The following is a 21,238-nucleotide window of genomic DNA, read 5'->3' on the forward strand; positions in this document are numbered from 1 at the left end:
CTAGCAACAGCCCTCCGACGAGCAGATCCGCGCGAATGGGCGCCCCGCGTCATCCTGCGCGGTGGAACGCACGCTGGCACTCTTGGGCGCATGCAGATCTGGCCAGGGCGCCCCTACCCCCTCGGCGCGACCTTCGACGGCACGGGGACGAACTTCACGCTGTTCTCCGAGGTGGCCGAGCGGGTGGAGCTGTGCCTGCTCGACGCCGACGGGGTGGAGACCCGGGTGGACCTCCCCGAGGTCGACGCCTTCGTCTGGCACGGGTACGTGCCGGGGCTGCAACCGGGGCAGCGCTACGGGTTCCGTGTGCACGGCCCGTACGAGCCCGCCGAGGGCCACCGCTGCAACCCGGCGAAGCTGCTGCTAGACCCGTACGCCAAGGCGATCGACGGGCAGGTCGACGGCGACCCGTCGCTGTTCTCCTACCGCTTCGGCGCCGAGGGCGAGCGCAATGACGACGACTCCGCGGCGCACACGATGACGTCGGTGGTGGTGAACCCGTTCTTCGACTGGGGCCACGACCGCCCGCCCCGGCACGAGTACCACGACTCCGTCATCTACGAGGCGCATGTGCGGGGCCTGACCCAGCAGCACCCAGCGGTGCCAGAAGAGCTGCGGGGCACCTACAGCGCGATAGGCCATCCAGCCATCATCGAGCACCTCACCACCCTGGGCGTCACGGCCGTGGAGCTGATGCCGGTGCACCAGTTCGTCATCGACCCGGGCCTGGTGGACAAGGGGCTGAGCAACTACTGGGGCTACAACACCATCGGGTTCTTCGCACCGCACAACGGCTACGCCGCCTATCCCGAGGCGGGCCAGCAGGTGCAGGAGTTCAAGCAGATGGTCAAGGCGCTGCATGAGGCGGGCATCGAGGTGATCCTCGACGTGGTGTACAACCACACCGCCGAGGGCAACCACCTGGGACCGACCCTGAGCTTCCGGGGCATCGACAACGCCAACTACTACCGCCTGGTCGACGACGACCCGACCCACTACTTCGACACCACCGGCACGGGCAACTCCCTGCTGATGCGCTCCCCCCATGTGCTGCAGCTCGTCATGGACTCGCTGCGCTACTGGGTGCAGGAGATGCACGTCGACGGGTTCCGCTTCGACCTGGCCGCCACCCTGGCCCGCCAGTTCCACGAGGTCGACAGGCTGTCGGCGTTCTTCGACATCGTGCAGCAGGACCCGGTCATCTCCCAGGTCAAGCTCATCGCCGAGCCGTGGGACCTGGGCGACGGCGGCTACCAGGTGGGCGGGTTCCCGCCGCTGTGGTCGGAGTGGAACGGCAAGTACCGCGACACCGTCCGCGACTTCTGGCGCGGCGAGCCGTCCACCCTCGGGGAGTTCGCGAGCCGCCTGTCCGGCTCCTCCGACCTGTACGAGCACACCGGCCGCCGGCCCATCGCGTCGGTGAACTTCATCACCGCCCACGACGGTTTCACCCTCGCCGACCTGGTCTCCTACAACGACAAGCACAACGAGGCGAACGGCGAGGGCAATCGCGACGGGGAGAGCCACAACCGTTCCTGGAACTGCGGCGTCGAGGGCCCCACGTCCGACAAGGACATCCTGGACCTGCGCGCCCGGCAGCAGCGCAACTTCCTCACCACGCTGCTGCTGTCCCAGGGCGTGCCGATGATCTCCCACGGGGACGAGCTCGGCCGCACCCAGCAGGGCAACAACAACGTGTACTGCCAGGACTCGCCGCTGTCCTGGGTGGACTGGGACCTGGACCCGCAGCGCACCGCACTGCTCGACTTCACCCGCCAACTCGTCAAGCTGCGCCGCGAGCACCCCGTGCTGCGCCGCAGACGGTTCTTCGCGGGCGCTGCCGAGCACGGCGGCGAGTCCGACCTGCGGGACATCGCCTGGCTCACCCCCTCCGGCGGGCACATGGAGGAGTCCGCGTGGCAGGCGGACCAGGCGCGGGCCGTGACGGTCTTCCTCAACGGCGAGGCCATCGCCGAGCCGGACGTGCGCGGCGAGGAGATCATCGACGACAGCTTCCTGGTGCTGTTCAACGCCCAGGCGCAGCCGATGACGTTCACGCTCCCGCCCGACGAGTACGGGCCCACCTGGACGGTGGTCGTCAACACCGGGGGCCGATCCGACGAGGGCGCGGCCGTCGCGGCGGGCACGAGCATGGAGGTGGCGGCCCGCTCCGTCGTGCTGCTCACCCGCCCGCCGGTCGCCGAGACGCTCAGCGCCGAGGGCCAGGGCTTGGCGGCCAAGGCGAGCGCCGACGCCCGCACCGCACGGCGGCGACGCGCATGAACACCGCGGCGACGCGCATGAACACCGCGGCGACGCGCATGAGCACCGCCGGGCCGACGCGCAGGGGAGCCTCGGATCCCGCCGACGCGGAGCCCTGGGCCGGCACCCCCGCCCGCCACCTCCCGGCGCCCGGGCGCCCCGTGCCCGTCTCCACGTACCGCCTGCAGCTCGGGCCCGCCCTCACCTTCGCCGACGCCGCCGCGCAGGTCCCCTACCTCGCCTCCCTCGGCGTGACCCACCTGTACCTGTCCCCTGTGCTGTCCGCCGCGCCGGGCTCCGCGCACGGCTACGACGTGGTGGACCACAGCACCGTCTCCGCGGTGCTCGGCGGGATCGAGGGGCTGCGGGCGCTCGCGGCCACCGCGCGGGCAGCGGGGCTGGGCTTGGTGCTGGACATCGTGCCGAACCACATGGCGGTGCCGACCCCCGCGTGGCACAACTCGGCGCTGTGGTCCGTGCTGGCCGAGGGGCCTGGCTCGCCGTACGCGCGGTGGTTCGACGTGGATTGGACGGCCGGCGAGGGCGCGCTGCTCATGCCCGTGCTGGGCGACCGCATCGGCGCCGTCATCGCCCGGGGCGAGTTGGCGTTGGACGACGTCGACGTGCCCGGATCGGGGCCGCAACGGGTGCTGCGGTACTACGACCACGTCTTCCCGCTGCGGCCGGGCACGGAGCACCTGTCCCTGGCGGAGCTGGTGGAGCGGCAGCACTACCGCCTGGCGTACTGGCGGGTGGCGGATGAGGAGCTCAACTACCGGCGTTTCTTCGACATCGACACCCTCGCCGCGGTGCGTGTCGAGGACCCGGAGGTCTTCGATGCCACGCACGCCCTGATCCTCGAGCTCGTCGCGGATGGGACCGTGGACGGGCTGCGGGTGGACCACCCCGACGGGCTCGCCGACCCGGCGGGCTACCTGGAGCGGCTGCGGGAGCGCACCGGCGGCGCCTGGGTGGTCGTCGAGAAGATCCTGGAGGGCGACGAGGAGGTCCCCGCGGGGTGGGCCACGGCGGGGACCACCGGCTACGAGACGCTGTGGCGCGTGCAGCAGGCGTTCGTGGATCCCGGCGGCGCCGCCGAGCTGGGCGCCCTCATGCACCGCCTGGCGGGCGACACGTCCGACGCGCTGCCCGCCATCATCGAGGAGTCCAAGCGCGAGGTCGTCGCCGGCCCCCTGTACGCCGAGGTGCACCGCATCACGGACTTGGCGGCGGACATCTGCCACGACGACCTGCGGCTGCGCGACCACACGTGGCGCGCGCTGCACGACTGCCTCGCCGAGCTGCTGGTCGCATTCGACAGGTACCGGGCGTACGTGGTCCCCGGCCAACCGGCGGACGACGCGTCGCTGCAGGCGATGGAGGCCGCCGCGCGCCTCGCCGCCGAGCGGCTGCCCGCGGAGCGCGCCCCCACCCTGGAGGTCGTGGTCGAGCTCCTGCTGGGGCGGGAGGCGGGCAGCGCGGGACGCACCCGGGAGGCGCAGCGCGACGAGCTCGTCGTGCGCTTCCAGCAGACCTGCGGGGCGGTGATGGCCAAGGGCGTGGAGGACACCGCCTACTACCGCTGGACGCAGCTCGTGTCGCTGTGCGAGGTCGGCGGGGAGCCTGAGCGCTTCTCGCTGGCGCCCTCCGAGCTCGCGTCGTGGGCCGCGCGCGCCGGGCGCTGGACCCCGCTGGGCATGACGGCCTCGACGACGCATGACACCAAGCGCACCGAGGACACCCGCACCCGCATCGACGTCCTGTCGGAGCTGCCGCATGAGTGGGCGGCCCTCGTCGAGGAGCTGCGGGAGCGTTCCGCGCCGTACCGCAGCGCGCTGCTCGACGGGCGCACCGAGAACCTGCTGTGGCAGACGCTCGCGGGCACCTGGACCGAGGACGGCCCGATCGCGGCCGACCGGCTCACGGACTACCTGCTCAAGGCCGTGCGGGAGGCCAAGACGCACACGTCGTGGGTGGACCCGGACGCCGAGTACGAGGACGCCATCGTGGTCACGGCCCGCGCGGCGCGCGCCGACCCGGCCGTGGGGGTGCTGCTCACGGGGTGGGAGGAGCGCACCCGGTCGGCGGTGCGCGCCGCCACCCTCGGCGCGAAGCTCGCGCAGTTGACCCTGCCTGGCGTCGCGGACGTGTACCAGGGCACTGAGGCTCCCGTGGTGGCGCTCGTCGACCCCGACAACCGCAGGCCAGTGCCCGCCGCGGAGCTCGCCGAGCGCCTGCGCCGGCTCGACTCGGGCGCCGGGCCGCGGGATCTCGCCGACGAGAAGCTGTGGGTGACCGCACAGGCCCTGCGCACCCGACGCGACCTGGCCGACGCGTTCACCGGGCCGCACTCCGGGTTCGTGCCGCTCGCGCACTCCTCCGACCACGCCCTGACGTTCGCGCGCACCACCGCCGGCGACGCCCGGGCCGTCGTCGTCGCGACCAGGCTCGCGGCCTCCCTGGACCGGCTCGGCGGCTGGGGCGAGCACACGGTGGCCCTGCCCGAGGGGCGCTGGCGCGACGTCCTCACCGACCGGGCCGCCGAAGGCGGGCTGCGCCGCGTCGCCGACCTGCTGCAGCGGCTGCCCGTCGCGCTGCTGGTCCGGGCGGAGGACTAGTGCGGCCGCGGGTGTGGGCGCCCCGGGCGGGCCAGGTGGAGCTCGACCTGCCGCGCGAAGGCCGCCGGGTCCCGCTGCGCCGGGTCGGCGACGGCTGGTGGGACGCCGACCTGCACCTCGCCCCCGGCACGCCGCACGCCTACGCGGTGGACGGCGCTCCCCCGCATGCCGACCCCCGCGCCGAGCGGCTCCCCGACGGCGTGCACGGCCCGGCCGAGGCCTTCGACGCCACGGACTTCGCCTGGACCGACGCGGGCTGGCTGGGCCTCGACGCGCGTGGCGCGGTGCTCTACGAGCTGCACGTCGGCACCTTCACCGCACAGGGCACGCTCGACGCCGCGATCGAGCATCTCGACGACCTCGTCGCGCTGGGCGTCGACATGGTGGAGCTCATGCCGCTCGCCTCGTTCAACGGGACGCACGGCTGGGGCTACGACGGCGTCTCGCTGTACTCGGTGCACGAGCCCTACGGCGGCCCGCGCGCGCTGCAACGCTTCGTGGACGCCGCCCACGCCCGCGGGATGGGCGTGTGCCTGGACGTGGTGCACAACCACCTGGGGCCTTCAGGCAACTACCTCGACGTGTTCGGGCCCTACCTCACCGACGCCCACCACACCCCGTGGGGCGCCGCGGTCAACCTCGACCAGGACGGCTCCCCCGAGGTGCGGCGCTGGATCTGCGACAGCGCGCTGCGGTGGTTCCGCGACTTCCACCTCGACGCGCTGCGACTCGACGCCGTGCACGCACTCGTGGACGACTCGCCCCAGCACCTGCTCGCCCAACTCTCCCTCGAGGTCGCCGACCTCGGCGCCGAGCTGGGACGCCCGCTGTCGCTCATCGCCGAGAGCGACCTCAACGACCCCGTCGCGATCCGGCCCGTGGCGCAGGGCGGCTGGGGCATGACGGCGCAGTGGGCCGACGACGTGCACCACGCCATCCACGCCCTCGTCACCGGCGAGCGGCACGGCTACTACGTCGACTTCGGCTCCCCGCAGACCCTGCGCAAGGCCCTCACCCAGGTGTTCGTGCACGACGGCGGCTGGTCGGCCTTCCGCGGGCGCCCCTGGGGACGGCCGCTGCCACCGGGCACCGACGGCCACCAGTTCGTCGTGTCCGCCTCCAACCACGACCAGGTCGGCAACCGCGCGCTCGGCGACAGGCCCTCCGCGCGGCTGGACCCGGGGGCGCTCGCGGTCGAGGCCGCGTTGGTGCTGCTGTCCCCGTTCACGCCCATGCTCTTCATGGGCGAGGAGTGGGGCGCCCGCACCCCGTGGCTGTTCTTCACCGACCACCCGGAGCCCGACCTCGCGGAGGCGGTCCGCTCGGGTCGGCGGGCGGAGTTCGGCGGACACGGCTGGGAGGAGTTGTACGGGGGCGTCGTGGAGCCGCCCGACCCGCAGGCGCGGTCCACGTTCGAGGCCAGCCGCCTGGACCGCGGCGAGTTGCGGCAGGAGGGCCATGCGCGGCTGTGGGACTGGCACCGGCAGCTGATCGCCCTCCGCCGCGCGGAGCCCGACCTGTCCTCCGGGGACCTCGCGGCCACCCGGGTGCGGTTCGAGGACGCTCCGGCAGAACAGACGTCGTCAGGCTGGCGTGGCTGGCTCGTGGTCGAGCGCGGCGACGCGCGCGTGGTGGTGAACCTGGCCGACGACGAGCGGCGCGTCCCACTCCGAACGGGCCGCCCACTCGACGTGCGCGCGGCGTGGTCGCCGGTGCGCGTGGAGCCGCCAGGCGTCGACGAGGAGTCCGGCCACGTGGTGCTGCCCGGGCGCAGCGTCGTCGTCCTGGCGTAAGCGCGGCATCCTCGGGCTACCGGCGTCCTCCGGCTACAGCAGCGTCCTCGGGTTACAGCAGCGCGCGGCCGGCCTCGGCCAGCGAACCGAGCCGTGACAGGGCGCGGTGGTACTTCTTGCGGTAGCCGCCGCTGAGCATCTCCGGGGTGAACAGCTGCTCGGCCCCGCCGCCGCCGAGCAGCACGGGCACGTCCCGGTCGTAGAGGCGGTCCACGAGCACGACGAGGCGCAGTGCCACGTCCTGCGCCTGCACGGGGCCGACGCCGGTGACGGCGACCAGCCGCACGCCGTCGAGCAGCGCGCCGTAGCGGCTGGGGTGCACGGTGGCGAGGTGGGCCACGAGGCCGGCGAACTCGTCGAGGGTGGCCCCGGGCTCCGAGGCGGCGGCCCGACGCACCTCGGCGTCGGTCAGGCCGGGGCCGCCGGTGGACAGGGCACGGTGGCGGTAGTCCTCGCCGTCGACGCGCAGCACCTCGAACCGGTCGGCCAAGGCCTGGATCTCGCGCAGGAAGTCGTCGGCGGCGAACCGCCCCTCGCCCAACGATCCCGGCAGCGTGTTGGAGGTGGCCGCCAGCGCGACGCCCCGGTCGGCGAGCTCGCGCAACAGCCGGGCCATGAGCACCGTGTCGCCCGGGTCGTCGAGCTCGAACTCGTCGATGCACACCAGGCGCCGCTTGGCGAGCGCCTCGACCGTGGGCAGGAACCCCAGGGCGCCCACGAGGTTCGTGTACTCCACGAAGGTGCCGTACGCGGTCGGCCCGCCCACGGCGTGCGCGAGCGAGGCCAGGAGGTGGGTCTTGCCGACGCCGAAGCCGCCGTCCAGGTAGACCGCCGGCGGGGCGCTGGCCCTGCGGCGCCGCCACCAGGAGCCGGCGCGGGCGCCGGTGAGCTCGTCGGCGACGTCGCGCAGCCGGTCGAGGGCGGCCTGCTGGCTGGGGTGGCCGGCGTCGGGGCGGTAGGTGGCGAAGGACTCGTCGGCGAAGTGGCGCGGGGGCACGAGCTCGGCGAGGAGCCTGTCGACGGGGACCTGTGGCCGGCGTGCCACGAGGCTCGCCGGCTGGGTGGCGGGGGCGTCCGTCGCTGTCACGAGCGCTGAGCCTACGGGGGACGGCGGGACGCGCGAGCCAGCGCCCACCCGGAGCCGGGTGCGGCGCCGCGACGGCCACAGGGGCCGGGCCAGGCGTGTCGTCCCGGCAGCCGGGCGCCTGGTCTCACGATGCGGTCACGGGCTGCCATCTGCCGCCTGGCTCTGTCAGCCTCATATGGTGCATTCGTCCCTGTGTGTCCCGCAGCGCCGCCTTCGTGGCGACGCTGCGGCGTGCTGTCGGGCCCTGTGCTGTCTGGGCGTCTGCCCCCGGAGCGCGTGACTCGCTCGTCCCTGTTGTCGGGCGCGCGGCGCCCGCACCGCCACCCACGGGTGGCCGACGAGCCTGCACGTCCTCGAACCCCGGAGGTGGCGCCAGATGGCGCAGACACGGATCGCCCCACCGGCGACCAGAGACGAGGGCCAGTGGGCCTTCGGCTCGCATGAGCCCCAGAACGCCAACGAGCGGTTCAAGCAGGAGGACGACGGGCTCAACGTCCGCCGCCGCATCGAGCAGGTGTACTCCCAGCAGGGCTTCGCCTCGATCTCCCCCGACGACCTGCGCGGGCGGATGCGCTGGTGGGGCCTGTACACCCAGCGCCGGCCGGGCATCGACGGCGGCCGCACCGCCACGTTGGAGCCGCATGAGCTCGACGACGAGTACTTCATGCTGCGGGTCCGCTGCGACGGCGGCGCGCTGACCACCGAGCAGCTTCGGACCATCGCGGAGATCTCCCTCGAGCACGCGCGCGGCACCGCGGACATCACCGACCGGCAGAACTTGCAGCTGCACTGGGTGCGCATCGAGGATGTGCCGGCCATCTGGCGCCGGCTGGAGGCTGTGGGGCTCAGCACCCAGGAGGCGTGCGGGGACACCCCCCGCGTGATCCTCGGCTCCCCCGTGGCGGGGGTGGCCGCCGACGAGATCATCGACGGCACCCCCGCGGTCGAGGCCGTGAGCGCCCGTTTCGTGGGGAACCCGGAGTTCTCCAACCTGCCGCGCAAGTTCAAGACGGCCATCAGCGGCTCCCCGCACCAGGACGTGGCCCACGAGATCAACGACGTGTCCTTCGTCGGCGTGCTGCACCCCGAGCTCGGCCCCGGCTTCGACCTGTGGGTGGGCGGCGGGCTGTCCACGAACCCCCGGCTCGCGGTCCGCCTGGGCGCCTTCGTCACCCTGGAGCAGATCCCCGACGTGTGGGCGGGAGTCGCCGGGATCTTCCGGGACTACGGCTACCGCCGCCTGCGCTCGCGGGCGCGCCTGAAGTTCCTCGTCGCCGACTGGGGCCCCGAGGTGTTCCGCCAGGTGCTGGAGGGCGAGTACCTGGACTACACGCTGCCCGACGGCCCCGCCCCGCCTCCGCCGCCCTTCGCACGGCGCGACCACGTGGGCGTGCACCCGCAGAACGACGGCCGGTTCTACGTCGGCGCCGCGCCGCTCGTCGGACGCACCCCCGGCGCCGTGCTCGCCGCCGTGGCCGACCTCGCCGAGTTGTGCGGGTCCACCCGGGTGCGGCTCACCGCCGAGCAGAAGATCGTCGTCCTCGACGTCGCCGCCGACCAGGTCGACCCGCTCGTCGAGGGCCTGGAGCGCCTCGGCCTCCTGGTGCGCGGGGCGTCCACGTTCCGGCGCGGCACCATGGCGTGCACCGGCATCGAGTTCTGCAAGCTCGCCATCGTCGAGACGAAGGCCCGCGGCGCCGAGCTCGTCGCCAGCCTCGACGAGCGGCTGCCCACGTTCGACCATCCCCTGACCATCAACCTCAACGGCTGCCCGAACTCCTGCGCCCGCATCCAAGTCGCCGACATCGGCCTCAAGGGCGCGCTCGCGGGCGGCGAGGACGGGTACCAGGTGCACCTCGGGGGCGGGCTGGGGCTCACCAGCGGCATGGGCCGCACACTGCGCGGCCTGCGGGTGCCCGCCGAGGAGCTCGCCGACTACGTCGAGCGCGTGGCGCGGCGCTTCGACGCCCAACGCCACGAGGACGAGCTCTTCGCGCAGTGGGCCCTGCGCGCCGACGACGAGGACCTGCGATGAGCACCGGCCTGGACGCGGGCCAGCGGGCCGTGCCGTACTACTGCCCGTTCTGCGCCGGCGAGGACCTGCGCCCGGCCGGCGAGCGGCACGGCGAGTGGGAGTGCCGCACGTGCGCGCGCGTCTTCGCGGTGCGCTTCGTCGCCTTGGCGGTGGGCCGATGAGCGCCGCCACGCCACCCTCGGCAACGGGCGCGCCGGACACTGCCGCGCTGCGCGACACGGCCCTCACCGCGGGCGCAGAGCTCGAGGGCGCCCACCCCCTCGACGTGCTCGCCTGGGCGCATGCGGCCTTCGGCGCAGGGCTGGTCGTCGCCTCGTCGATGGCCGACGAGGTGCTGGTGCACCTCGCGTCGCGGGCCGCGCCCGGCGTGGACGTGCTGTTCATCGACACGGGCTACCACTTCGCCGAGACGATCGGCACCCGCGACGCGTTCGCGGCGACCGCGCCGATCACTGTGCGCACCGTCGTGCCGCGGCAGACCGTCGCCGAGCAGGACGCCGAGCACGGCGCCCGCCTGCACGAGCGACGACCCGACCTGTGCTGCGCCCTGCGCAAGGTGGAGCCGCTCGAGCGCGGACTGCTCCCCTACCGGGCGTGGGTGACGGGCATGCGCCGTGAGGACGCGCCGACCCGCACCGACATCCCGGTGGTCGGCTGGGACGAGCGCCGATCCAAGGTGAAGCTCAACCCGCTCGCGGCCTGGACGCAGGACGACGTCGACGCCTACGCCGCCGAGCACCAGGTGCTGCTCAACCCCCTGCGGCAGATCGGGTACACGTCCATCGGCTGCGCGCCGTGCACCAGGGCGGTGGCGCCCGGCGAGGACGCCCGCGCCGGGCGATGGTCAGGCCACGAGAAGACGGAATGCGGGTTGCACCTATGACGTCCACGACATCCATCCCGACGGCCCCGGCGCCCCCGGCTGCGGCGAGGGCCCCACACGCCCTGAGCCAGCTCGACGTGCTCGAGTCCGAGGCCGTGCACATCTTCCGCGAGGTCGCCGGCGAGCTCGAGCGCCCCGTGCTGCTGTTCAGCGGCGGCAAGGACTCCATCGTCATGCTGCACCTGGCCCGGAAGGCGTTCTGGCCGGCGCCCGTGCCCTTCCCCGTCATGCACGTCGACACCGGCCACAACTTCCCCGAGGTCATCGCCTACCGCGACGACACCGTCGCCCAGCACCGCCTGCGGCTGGTCGTCGCGAGCGTGCAGGAGGCGATCGACTCCAGCCGGGTGCGCGAGCTGCCCGGCGGGTCCCGCAACCCCCTGCAGACCGTCCCGCTGCTCGACGCCATCACCACCCACCGCTTCGACGCGGTGTTCGGCGGCGGCCGGCGCGACGAGGAGAAGGCCCGCGCCAAGGAGCGCGTGTTCAGCCTGCGCGACGCGCTCGGCCAATGGGACCCGCGCCGCCAGCGACCCGAGCTCTGGGACCTGTACAACGGCCGCCACAGCCCCGGCGAGCACGTGCGCGTGTTCCCGCTGTCGAACTGGACCGAGCTCGACGTGTGGCGGTACATCGAGCGCGAGCAGATCGAGCTGCCGTCCATCTACTACGCGCATGAGCGCGACGTGTTCGCCCGGGACGGCATGTGGCTCACCGCCGGCGACTGGGGCGGCCCGCTCCCCCACGAGCCCGTGGAGCGCCGCACCATCCGCTACCGCACCGTCGGCGACATGAGCTGCACCGGCGCCGTCGACTCCACGGCCCGGACCGTCGCGGACGTGATCGTCGAGGTGGCCGCCAGCCGGCTCACCGAGCGCGGCGCCACCCGGGCCGACGACCGCGCCTCGGAGGCCGCCATGGAGGACCGCAAACGCGAGGGGTATTTCTGATGGGCACGCAGACCACCACCCAGCACGCCCCCAGCCTCCCGGCCCCGCCCGGCGGGCATCGGGAGCGCGACCTGCTGCGCCTGGCCACCGCCGGCTCGGTGGACGACGGCAAGAGCACCCTCATCGGGCGGCTGCTCTACGACACCAAGTCGGTGCTCGCCGACCAGCTCGCCGCCGTCGAGCGGGCCAGCCACGCCCGCGGCGGGGAGGCCGTCGACCTGGCGCTCCTCACCGACGGCCTGCGCGCCGAGCGCGAGCAGGGCATCACCATCGACGTCGCCTACCGGTACTTCTCGACCGCCACCCGCGCGTTCGTGCTCGCCGACACCCCCGGGCACGTGCAGTACACGCGCAACATGGTCACCGGCGCCTCGACCGCCGAGCTCGCCGTCGTCCTCGTCGACGCGCGCCGCGGCGTGCTCGAGCAGACCCGGCGGCACGCCGCGATCGCGGCGCTGCTGCGCGTGCCGCACCTCGTCCTGGCCGTCAACAAGATGGACCTGGTCGACTACGCGGAAGACGCCTTCACGGCGATCGCCGACGAGTTCGCCGCCTACGCCGCGCGGCTGGGCGTCACCGGAGTGCGGGCCATCCCAGTCTCGGCGCTCGCGGGCGACAACGTCGTCGAGCGCTCGGCCCGGATGCCGTGGCACACCGGCCCCACTCTGCTCGAGCACCTGGAGCAGGTCCCCGTGCTGCGCGACGCGGCCGCCGAGCCGCTGCGCTTCCCTGTGCAGTACGTCATCCGGCCGCGCACCCCGGAGCACCCCGACTACCGCGGCTACGCGGGCCGCATCAGCGCGGGCGCGGTGGCCGTCGGCGACGAGGTCGTCACGGCGCCGGGGGGCGGGCGCAGCCGGGTGGCGGGCATCGACACGTTCGATGGCCCACTGGACGTGGCCCACGCCCCGCAGTCCGTGACGCTGCTGCTCGAGGACGACCTCGACGTGGCGCGCGGTGACGTGCTGGTGGCCGCGGACGCGCCGACGACAGTGGGCACGGACCTGCGCGGGACGGTGTGCTGGCTCGCGCAGCAGCCGGGCGTGGCTGGCACGCGGGTGCTGGTCCGCACCGGGACGCGCACGGTGCGCGGCGTGCTGCAGGAGGTCGGCGCGCGCTTCGACGTCGACACTCTCGAGTTGGAGCCCTCGTCGGGCTCGCTAACCCTCAACGCGATCGGGACCGTGCGGGTGCTCCTCGCCGAGCCGGTGCTGCTCGACGACTTCGCCGAGCACCGCCGCACCGGCACGTTCCTGCTGGTCGACCCGCTGGACGGGGCCACGCTCGCGGCGGGGATGGTGGGCCGCTCGCCCTTGGCGGACGCCGTCGAGCTGTCGGGGCGATGTCGGGAGCAGTGACCTGCTCCCACATCCATGCCCTCGAGAGGACCTGACATGCCCACGACCCCGCACGCCCGCACCCGAGCCCTCCGCCCCAGAGCCCGCCGCACCGCGCTCTCCGCAGTCCTGATCGCCTCGGCCGCCGCGCTGGCCGGCGCCTGCGCGGCACTCGACACCCCAGCCGACCAGGGCGCCGAGGCCGCCGCCACGAGCGGTGAGGCCACCGAGCTGCGCCTGGGCTACTTCGCGAACATCACCCACGCGATCCCCCTGATCGGGGTGGCCGACGGGACGTACGCCGAGGCGCTGGGCGACACCACGCTCACCACCGAGATCTTCAACGCCGGCCCGGCGGCGGTGGAGGCCCTGTTCGCCGATGGGCTGGACGCGACGTACATCGGCCCGAACCCGGCCATCAACGCGTTCGCCAAATCTGACGGGGAGGCGGTGCGGATCATCGCCGGCGCGACCTCCGGCGGCGCCCAACTGGTGGTGCGGGAGGGCATCGACTCCGTCGAGGACCTGCGCGGCGCGACGCTCGCCACTCCGCAGGTCGGCAACACCCAGGATGTGGCGCTGCGCGCCTGGCTGCTGGAGAACGGCCTGCGGACGTCGGTGACGGGCGGCGAGAACGACGTGCTGATCGCCCCGCAGGAGAACGCCCAGACGCTCGACCTGTTCAAGCAGGGCTCACTCGACGGCGCCTGGATTCCGGAGCCCTGGGCGTCGCGCCTGGTGGTCGAGGGCGGGGCGAAGGTGCTGCTCGACGAGAAGGAGCTGTGGCCGGACGGCGACTTCGTCACCACGCACCTCATCGTGCGCACCGAGTTCCTGGAGCAGCACCCCGAGACGGTCGCCAAGCTGCTCGAGGCGCATGTGTCCACCGGCGAGTGGATCGCCGAGCACGACCAGGAGGCGGCGCAGGCGGCCAACACCGCCATCGAGTCGCTCACCAGCAAGAAGCTCGGCGACGACGTGCTGCTGCGCGCCTGGTCGAACCTGCGCCCCACGAACGACCCGGTGGCGGGGTCCCTGCAGACGTCGGCCGACCATGCGGCCGAGGTCGGTGTCTCGGACAAGGTCGACCTGAAGGGCATCTACGTCCTCGGCCCGCTCAACGCGATCCTCGCCGAGCGCGGGCAGGAGCCCGTCTCGGCCGCGGGGCTCGGGACGGAATGAGCGTGCGCGAGGTCCAGGCGCCCACCCTCGCCCCGGCGCGTCCTGCGCCGGGGCGCCCGGCCCGGCCCCCGGTGCGGCTCACCCAGGTGAGCCACCACTTCGGCGACACCACGCGGCCACCGGTGCTCGACCGCATCGACCTGGTCGTGGAGCCCGGCGAGTTCGTGTGCCTGCTCGGGGCGTCCGGCTGCGGGAAGTCCACCCTGCTCTCCCTCATCGCGGGGCTCGACTCCCCCACCGGGGGGACGGTGGAGGTGGGCGCCCGCCGCCCGGCGCTGATGTTCCAGGAGCCCGCGCTCTACCCGTGGCTCAGCGCCGGGCGGAACATCGAGCTCGCCCTGCGGCTGCGGGGCGTGCCACGCGCCGCGCGCCGCGCGGAGGCCGAGCGGCTACTGAGCCTCGTGCACCTGGACGGGGCCCACGCCCGGCGGGTGCACGAGCTGTCCGGGGGCATGCGCCAACGCGTGGCCCTCGCCCGCGCCCTGGCGCAGGAGGGCGAGGTGCTGCTCATGGACGAGCCCTTCGCCGCCCTCGACGCCATCACCCGCGACGTCATGCACTCCGAGCTCACCCGGATCTGGCAGGAGACGGGCCGGTCGGTCGTGTTCGTCACCCACAACGTGCGCGAGGCCGTGCGGCTCGGGCAGCGGGTCGTGCTGCTGTCCTCGCGTCCCGGCCGGATCGTGCGGGAGTGGACGGTGCCGATCCCGCAGCCGCGCCGCATCGAGGACCACGCCGTGGCCGAGCTCTCCGTGGAGATCACGGACCACCTGCGAGCGGAGATCGCCAGCCATGCCCGCTGACCCGTCCACCTCCACCACTACGCCGCCGGCGCCGGGCTCGCCGGCCACCGTCGCGCGCGATCTCGAAGCGGGTCTCGACGCCCTGGAGACAGCCGTCGAGGCCACTCGCACGCCGTGGTGGGCCGCCGCCTGGCGCGCCTTCTGGCCCACCGCCGCGGCCCTCCTCGTCCTGCTCGGCGCCTGGCAGGTCCTCGCGGCGTCCGGGATCAAGCCCTCCTACGCGCTGCCACGACCCCTCGACGTGTGGCACACCCTCGTCGAGGCGACCCAGGACGGGTCCGCGATCCGGGCGGCCAGCCTGAGCGTGCAGCGCGGCGGCCTCGGCTTCCTGGCGTCGGTGGTCGTCGGGGTCGCCCTCGGCACCGCGATGGCCACCCTGCCGTTGCTGCGCCGCGCTCTCGGCCCCCTCATCACCGGCCTGCAGTCGCTGCCGTCCATCGCGTGGGTGCCGGCCGCGATCATCTGGTTCCAGCTCAGCAACGCCGCCATCTTCACGGTGGTGCTGCTGGGCGCCGTGCCCTCCATCGTGAACGGCCTGCTCGCGGGGGTCGACCAGGTGCCGCCGCTGTACCTGCGCGTGGGCCGGGTGCTGGGCGCCAGCGGGTGGAGCCGCATCCGCCACGTCCTGCTCCCCGCCGCGCTGCCGGGCTTCCTGGGCGGCCTCAAGCAGGGCTGGGCGTTCGCGTGGCGCTCCCTCATGGCCGCCGAGCTCATCACCAACACCCCGCGCCTGGGCGCCGGGCTCGGCCAGCTCCTGAACCTGGGCCGCGACACCAGTGACATGTCACTGGTCATCGCTGCCATCCTGTTGATCTTCGCGGTGGGCATCCTCATCGAGCTCGCCGTGTTCACCCCGCTGGAGCGTCGCATCCTGCACGCCCGCGGCCTGACCGGTCTGAGCGGAGGCTGATCCGATGCCCGCACCCGACGATCCCCCGATGCGCCACGCGGTGCTGCTGGACCTGCGCGGCCGTGACGTGCTGGTGGTGGGGGGCGGCCCGGTGGCCGCGCGCCGCACGGCCACCCTGGTGCAGGAGGGGGCCAGGGTGCGGGTCGTCGCGCCGCAGCTCTGCGAGGACCTCGAAGCCCTCGCGGCAGCCGGCGCCGTGCGCCACGAGCGCCGCGGCTACCAGCCCGGGGATGTCGCCGGCGCCTGGTTCGTGCACACCGCCACCGGGGACCGCGCCACTGACGCGGCCGTCGCCGCCGAGGCCGAGGCGGCCCGCGTGTGGTGCGTGCACGCGGGCGACGCCGCCCGGTCGACCGCCTGGACCCCCGCCGTCGCCCGCGCCGGGGATGTCACGGTGGCCGTCAGCGCCGGCGGCGACCCCCGCCGTGCCGCCGCCCTGCGCTCCGCCATCTCCACCCTGCTCGACAGCGGCGACCTGCCGCTGCGCCGCCACCGGCCCAGCCCTGGCCACGTCGCGCTCATCGGCGGCGGCCCCGGCGACCCCGACCTCATCACCGTGCGCGGACGCCGCCTCCTCGCCGAGGCCGACGTCGTCGTCACCGACCGGCTCGGCCCCCGGGCCCTGCTCGACGGGCTCCCCCACGACGTCGAGGTCATCGAGGCCGGCAAGGCGCCCCATGCGCACACCCTCACCCAGGCGCAGATCAACGAGCTGCTCGTCGAGCGCGCCACCGCGGGCCAACGCGTCGTGCGCCTCAAGGGCGGCGACCCCTACCTGCTCGGCCGCGGCGGCGAGGAGGCACTCGCCTGCCGCGACGCCGGCCTCCCCGTCGAGGTCGTCCCCGGGGTCACCAGCGCGTTCGCCGTCCCCGCCGCCGCCGGCATCCCCGTCACCCACCGCGGCCTCGCCCGCCAGGTCACCGTCGTCTCCGCCCACGACGACGCCACCGACTGGGCGGCCCTCGCCCGCCTCGACGGCACCCTCGTGCTGCTGATGGGCGTCGCCCAACTCGCCGAGCACACCGCCGCGCTCATCAGCCACGGCCGGAGCCCGCGCACACCCGTGGCCGTCGTCGAGCGCGGCACCCTCGCCGAGCAGCGCACCACCCTGGGCACACTCGCCGACATCGCGGACCGGGCCACCGCCGGCGGCGTGACGTCTCCCGCCGTGGTGGTGGTCGGCGAGGTGGTGGCGCTCGCAAGTGAACTGGGCGGCAGCGCGGGCGCACCCGTCGGGGAGCGTGAGGACGCGGGCGAGCCCGTCGACCAGCCCGCTGGCGGCCCGCCCCCACATCGCTAGCCTGGCCAGATGCCCGATCCCACGCCCACGCTCGACGTCCTGCTGCCGCTCGACCGGGCGGGCGAACGGCTCCCACCAGCCGACGACGAGCCGGCGCTCAGCGCGCTGTACGCCCACCCCCTGCCCTCCTCCGGCGCGTATGTGCGCGCCAACATGGTCTCCACCCTGGACGGCTCGGCCACCGGCGCCGACCACGTGTCCGGGTCGATCAACAACCCGGCCGACTTCCGCGCGTTCACCGTGCAGCGGGCGTGGGCCGATGTCGTGCTGATCGGCGCGGGCACTGCCCGGGCCGAGCGGTACCGGGCGCTGTCGGTCCCGGCTGGCCTGGCCCCGGCGCGCGCCGCCCGGGGCCAGCGCCCGGAGCTCGAACTGGCCGTGGTGACAGCGTTCGGGGAGCTGCCCGAGGTCCTGTTCGACTCCCCGCGCGCTCCCCTGATCATCACCGTGGCGGATCGGCCTGGGCTCGACGACCTCCGCCGGCGTGTGGGCGCCGACAGGGTGATCGTCGCCGGGAGCGGCCGGGTCGATCCCGCTTCCGCGGTCACGCAGCTCGCTGATCGGGGCCTGTGCCGGGTGCTCGCCGAGGGCGGCCCGCATCTCCTCGCCGAGCTGGTCGCCCGCGGCGTCGTGGACGAGCTCTGCCTGACGACGAGCCCGCTGTTGGTGGGCGGGGACGCCCCCCGCGTGCTGGCCGGCGCGCCCTGGCTGGCGCCCCCTGTCGACGCCGTCCCGGCGCACCTGTTGCACGCCGACGGGACGCTGCTCGGCAGATGGTTGCTGAGCGCGCCGTCGGGGCCGCCACTAGGCTCGCAGCCGTGACAGACACCGTTCTCGTCCTCACGGAGGACTCCCTCGCTCCCGTCGACGTGGAGCACATCCTGCAACTGCACCAGGACGAGCAGTTCGCCTACCGGGTGCTCGTGCCCGCGGACACGGAGCGCAACCTGCTGGTGTCCCTGGTGGACAACCTGAGCATGGGCGAGCTGCGCGAGGCGCTCGACGTGGTGCTCGGCCGGGAGCCGTCGCCCACGCAGGCGAAGGCCACCGCCGCCGAGCAGCTCGCCACGAGCCTGGCGGCGTTCGCCGACGCCGGCCGTGACGCCACCGGCACGGTCGTCGAGGACGACCCGCTGCCGGCGCTGCGGGCCGCCGTGAACGCCGGCGGTGTGCGGGAGATCGTCGTCGTCACGTACCCGCACGCGCTGGAGGACACGTTCCGCCGCGACTGGGCCTCCCGGGCGCGCGAGGAGCTGAAGGTGCCGGTGCTGCACCTGTACTCGGGCACCAGCGAGATCGTCGACTGACGCAGACAAAGGCCGGGTCGCTTGCCGCGACCCGGCCTGTGTCACGCCTCGGTGGGAGGCGTGTCGTCAGAAGCCGGTGCCCGTGACCTCCGGGTAGTACCGGCGGAACTTGCGCACCTGGTTGAGCAGCGCGGCCGCGACGTACGCGAGGCGGCGCGGTGACCCGTCCTTGGCGTAGCGCAGCGGGTGCACGACCTTGCCCGAGCGGATCAGCCCCTGCACCTTCGCCCGCAGCGCGGGGTCGAGCACGTACTTCAACAGGAGGCTGTTCGGCAGGATCGAGTAGAGCACCTCTTCGTCGACGATCATCGGCTCGACGGCACGCCCCTCGACGCGGTCCGCGACGAGGAACCGCATGGGGTTGGCCCCTGCGGCGGTCACGTAGTAGTTGTTCCGGCCGATCCGGGGGTTCACCTCGAAGAAGCGGAACGAGCCGTCTCGCGGGTCGACCTTGACGTCGAAGTTCGCGAACCCGATGTAGCCCGTCGACTTCAGGAAGTGCCGGGCCTGGTCGAGCATCGGATCGATCCGGGTGGTGACCATCGCGGCCGGGTTCCCGAGCCCGGACGGCGTGTGCTCCTCCACCAGGACGTGCGCCGAGCACAGCAGCGTCGTCGAGCCGCGGCTGTCCACGTACGCGGTGATGGAGCGCATCTGTGTGTCGTCGCCCGGGATGAGCTCCTGCACCACGAACCGGCCACGGAACCCGGCGCCGCGCAGTGAGGCCCACAGCTCGTCGAGCTCGGCGGCCGTCTGGATCTCGAAGACCTTCTTCTTGCCGACGAACTCCACGTCCTGGTAGTCGGCGCTGCTCGCGGCCTTGGCGATGAGCGGGTAGGCGATGTCCACCGGCTCCGGCTTCCAGTCGTCCTCCCCTGCCCCTGCGAAGTCCTGCACGAGGGTGCGGGGCGCCGAGATGCCGAGGTCCTGGCAGATCTCCGCGAACGTCGCCTTGTCGGAGATGCGCTCGAGCAGGTCAGCGGAGAGGAAGGGCACGACGTAGTGCGGCTCGAGCTCAGCCCGGTGCTGCACCACGACGCGGACCAGCCAGTCCGAGTTGGCCATGAGCACCAGGCGCTTGTCGGGGTGCTCGGCGGCCACGCTCAGCAGCCGGTCGACGAGCTGCCGCGGGTCGTGCCCGTCCTCGACGAGGACGTTGTCGATGATCTGCGAGTGCGCGATGGGGCCGAGCGCGGCCCCGCTCACGACGATGGACCGCACGCCGTAGGCCTCGTGGAAGGACCGCGCGAGCGCGTAGACGCCGATGTCGGCGCCCAGGATGACGGGCTGGATCTGCTCGCTCACGCGTCGTGCTCGGCGCGGTCGCCGGACCACTCGGTGTGGAACGTGCCGTCCTTGTCGGTGCGCCGGTAGGTGTGCGCGCCGAAGAAGTCGCGCTGCGCCTGGATGAGCGAGGCGGGCAGCCGCTCGGCGCGCACCCCGTCGTAGTAGGCCAGCGAGGACGAGAACGCGGGCGTGGGCACCCCGGCCAGGGCGGCCTGGGACACCACCCGGCGCCAGGCGGCCACGCCGTTGCCGACAGCGCCCGCGAAGTACGGGTCGGCCAGCAGCAGCGGCAGCTCGGCGTCGCGCTCGTACGCCTCGGTGATGCGGTTGAGGAACCGGGCGCGGATGATGCAGCCGCCCCGCCAGATGCGGGCCATGGCGCCGCGGTCGATGTCCCAGCCGAACTCGGCGCTGGCCGCGGCGATCTGGTCGAAGCCCTGCGAGTACGCGACGACCTTCGAGGCGTACAGCGCGAGGCGCACGTCCTCGATGAACGCGTCGCGGTCCGTCACCTCGAACGGCGTCGTCTCGGCGGGCAGCACGCCGGCGGCGGCGGTGCGCTGCGGCACCGAGCCGGACAGGGCGCGTGCGAACGTCGCCTCGGCGATGCCGGTGATCGGCACGCCCAGGTCGAGGGCGTTCTGCACGGTCCAGCGGCCGGTGCCCTTCTGCTCGGCCTGGTCGAGCACGATGTCGACGAACGCCTTGCCGGTCTCGGCGTCGACGTGGCTCAGCACATCGGCCGTGATCTCGATGAGGAAGGACTCGAGGTCGCCCTCGTTCCAGGCGCGGAAGATCTCGCCGATCTCGGCGGCGGAGGCGCCCAGCCCCTGCTTGAGCAGGTCGTAGGCCTCGGCGATGAGCTGCATGTCGGCGTACTCGATGCCGTTGTGCACCATCTTGACGAAGTGGCCGGCGCCGTCGGGGCCGACGTAGGTGCAGCACGGCGTGCCGTCGACCTTCGCGGAGATGTCCTCCAGGATCGGGCCGAGCACCTCGTAGGAGTCGCGCGAGCCGCCGGGCATGATCGACGGCCCGAGCAGCGCGCCCTCCTCGCCGCCGGAGACGCCGGTGCCGACGAAGTGCAGCCCGTGCTCCTTGAGCTCGGCCTCGCGACGGCGCGTGTCAGGGAAGTGCGCGTTGCCGGCGTCGATGACGATGTCGCCCTCGTCGAGCAGCGGGATCAGCTCGGAGATGACCGCGTCGGTGGGGCCGCCGGCCTTGACCATGATGACGACCTTGCGGGGCCGCTCGAGGGAGGCCACGAAGTCGGCCATCGACTCCGACGGCACGAAGGCGCCCTCGTCGCCGTTCTCCTCGATCAGCGACTGGGTCTTCGCGTAGGAGCGGTTGTGCACGGCGACCGTGTAGCCGTGGCGCGCGAAGTTCCGCGCGAGGTTGCGCCCCATCACTGCCAGCCCGGTCACACCGATCTGGGCTGTTCCTGCGGGGGCGGTTCCTGCTGCCGTCATGCGCGGTTGCTC

At 73.6% G+C, this 21,238-nt stretch carries 17 protein-coding genes; 14 read left to right on the forward strand and 3 right to left on the reverse strand.

What is annotated here, in order from left to right:
- The first annotated feature begins 90 nt into the window (after positions 1 to 90).
- From glgX to treZ, 3 genes are read left to right on the forward strand one after another with little or no spacing between them, the layout of a single operon-like run.
- Positions 91 to 2,283 carry a glycogen debranching protein GlgX gene (gene glgX, locus QUV83_RS11470; protein WP_289564651.1) on the forward strand — a complete coding sequence of 731 codons (2,193 nt, stop codon included), beginning with the start codon at positions 91 to 93 and terminating at the stop codon, positions 2,281 to 2,283.
- Positions 2,280 to 4,880 carry a malto-oligosyltrehalose synthase gene (gene treY / locus QUV83_RS11475; RefSeq protein ID WP_289564652.1) on the forward strand — a complete coding sequence of 867 codons (2,601 nt, stop codon included), beginning with the start codon at positions 2,280 to 2,282 and terminating at the stop codon, positions 4,878 to 4,880. The genes glgX and treY overlap by 4 nt, the downstream gene beginning before the upstream one ends.
- Positions 4,880 to 6,673, forward strand: coding sequence for a malto-oligosyltrehalose trehalohydrolase (treZ, locus tag QUV83_RS11480; protein ID WP_289564653.1), 1,794 nt, complete (start codon positions 4,880 to 4,882; stop codon positions 6,671 to 6,673). Before treY ends, treZ begins: the two co-directional genes overlap by 1 nt.
- A 52-nt stretch (positions 6,674 to 6,725) precedes the next feature.
- Here treZ and zapE read toward each other — a convergent pair whose 3' ends face one another.
- The gene (zapE, locus tag QUV83_RS11485; protein ID WP_289564654.1) at positions 6,726 to 7,760 is read right to left on the reverse strand and encodes a cell division protein ZapE; all 1,035 of its coding nucleotides are present in this window, start codon (positions 7,758 to 7,760) and stop codon (positions 6,726 to 6,728) included.
- Between the two features lie 376 nt (positions 7,761 to 8,136).
- Between zapE and QUV83_RS11490 the strand changes: the two genes are divergently transcribed.
- The 11 genes from QUV83_RS11490 to QUV83_RS11540 all read left to right on the forward strand — a co-directional run bounded on the left by QUV83_RS11490 (position 8,137) and on the right by QUV83_RS11540 (position 18,467).
- Entirely contained in the window at positions 8,137 to 9,795 is a 1,659-nt protein-coding gene (locus QUV83_RS11490) for a nitrite/sulfite reductase (protein ID WP_289564655.1), read from the forward strand.
- Positions 9,792 to 9,956 carry a hypothetical protein gene (locus QUV83_RS11495; RefSeq protein ID WP_289564656.1) on the forward strand — a complete coding sequence of 55 codons (165 nt, stop codon included), beginning with the start codon at positions 9,792 to 9,794 and terminating at the stop codon, positions 9,954 to 9,956. Before QUV83_RS11490 ends, QUV83_RS11495 begins: the two co-directional genes overlap by 4 nt.
- Positions 9,953 to 10,678 (forward strand): phosphoadenylyl-sulfate reductase, encoded by a 726-nt coding sequence (locus QUV83_RS11500; protein ID WP_289564657.1) that lies wholly within the window; start codon positions 9,953 to 9,955, stop codon positions 10,676 to 10,678. Before QUV83_RS11495 ends, QUV83_RS11500 begins: the two co-directional genes overlap by 4 nt.
- Positions 10,675 to 11,628, forward strand: coding sequence for a sulfate adenylyltransferase subunit CysD (cysD, locus tag QUV83_RS11505; RefSeq protein WP_289564658.1), 954 nt, complete (start codon positions 10,675 to 10,677; stop codon positions 11,626 to 11,628). The genes QUV83_RS11500 and cysD overlap by 4 nt, the downstream gene beginning before the upstream one ends.
- Entirely contained in the window at positions 11,628 to 12,986 is a 1,359-nt protein-coding gene (locus QUV83_RS11510) for a sulfate adenylyltransferase subunit 1 (protein WP_289564659.1), read from the forward strand. The genes cysD and QUV83_RS11510 overlap by 1 nt, the downstream gene beginning before the upstream one ends.
- A gap of 36 nt (positions 12,987 to 13,022) precedes the next feature.
- Positions 13,023 to 14,147 carry an ABC transporter substrate-binding protein gene (locus QUV83_RS11515; protein WP_289564660.1) on the forward strand — a complete coding sequence of 375 codons (1,125 nt, stop codon included), beginning with the start codon at positions 13,023 to 13,025 and terminating at the stop codon, positions 14,145 to 14,147.
- A gap of 71 nt (positions 14,148 to 14,218) precedes the next feature.
- The gene (locus QUV83_RS11520; protein ID WP_436231911.1) at positions 14,219 to 14,950 is read left to right on the forward strand and encodes an ABC transporter ATP-binding protein; all 732 of its coding nucleotides are present in this window, start codon (positions 14,219 to 14,221) and stop codon (positions 14,948 to 14,950) included.
- Positions 14,940 to 15,860, forward strand: a complete 921-nt coding sequence (locus QUV83_RS11525; protein ID WP_289564661.1) for an ABC transporter permease — start codon at positions 14,940 to 14,942, stop codon at positions 15,858 to 15,860. The genes QUV83_RS11520 and QUV83_RS11525 overlap by 11 nt, the downstream gene beginning before the upstream one ends.
- A 4-nt stretch (positions 15,861 to 15,864) precedes the next feature.
- Positions 15,865 to 17,160 carry a uroporphyrinogen-III C-methyltransferase gene (cobA, locus tag QUV83_RS11530; protein WP_289564662.1) on the forward strand — a complete coding sequence of 432 codons (1,296 nt, stop codon included), beginning with the start codon at positions 15,865 to 15,867 and terminating at the stop codon, positions 17,158 to 17,160.
- Positions 17,161 to 17,169: 9 nt separating this feature from the next.
- Positions 17,170 to 17,982 carry a dihydrofolate reductase family protein gene (locus QUV83_RS11535; RefSeq protein WP_289564663.1) on the forward strand — a complete coding sequence of 271 codons (813 nt, stop codon included), beginning with the start codon at positions 17,170 to 17,172 and terminating at the stop codon, positions 17,980 to 17,982.
- Positions 17,979 to 18,467 carry a hypothetical protein gene (locus QUV83_RS11540; RefSeq protein WP_289564664.1) on the forward strand — a complete coding sequence of 163 codons (489 nt, stop codon included), beginning with the start codon at positions 17,979 to 17,981 and terminating at the stop codon, positions 18,465 to 18,467. Before QUV83_RS11535 ends, QUV83_RS11540 begins: the two co-directional genes overlap by 4 nt.
- Positions 18,468 to 18,533: 66 nt before the next feature.
- Here QUV83_RS11540 and QUV83_RS11545 read toward each other — a convergent pair whose 3' ends face one another.
- Together QUV83_RS11545 and gndA are read right to left on the reverse strand one after the other, a co-directional pair.
- Positions 18,534 to 19,772, reverse strand: coding sequence for a carboxylate--amine ligase (locus QUV83_RS11545; RefSeq protein WP_289564665.1), 1,239 nt, complete (start codon positions 19,770 to 19,772; stop codon positions 18,534 to 18,536).
- Positions 19,769 to 21,226, reverse strand: coding sequence for an NADP-dependent phosphogluconate dehydrogenase (gene gndA / locus QUV83_RS11550; protein ID WP_289564666.1), 1,458 nt, complete (start codon positions 21,224 to 21,226; stop codon positions 19,769 to 19,771). Before gndA ends, QUV83_RS11545 begins: the two co-directional genes overlap by 4 nt.
- Positions 21,227 to 21,238 lie beyond the last annotated feature (12 nt).

The sequence above is a fragment of the Cellulomonas cellasea genome (assembly GCF_030372105.1).
In the GTDB taxonomy this organism is placed as follows: Bacteria; Actinomycetota; Actinomycetes; order Actinomycetales; family Cellulomonadaceae; genus Cellulomonas_A; species Cellulomonas_A cellasea_A.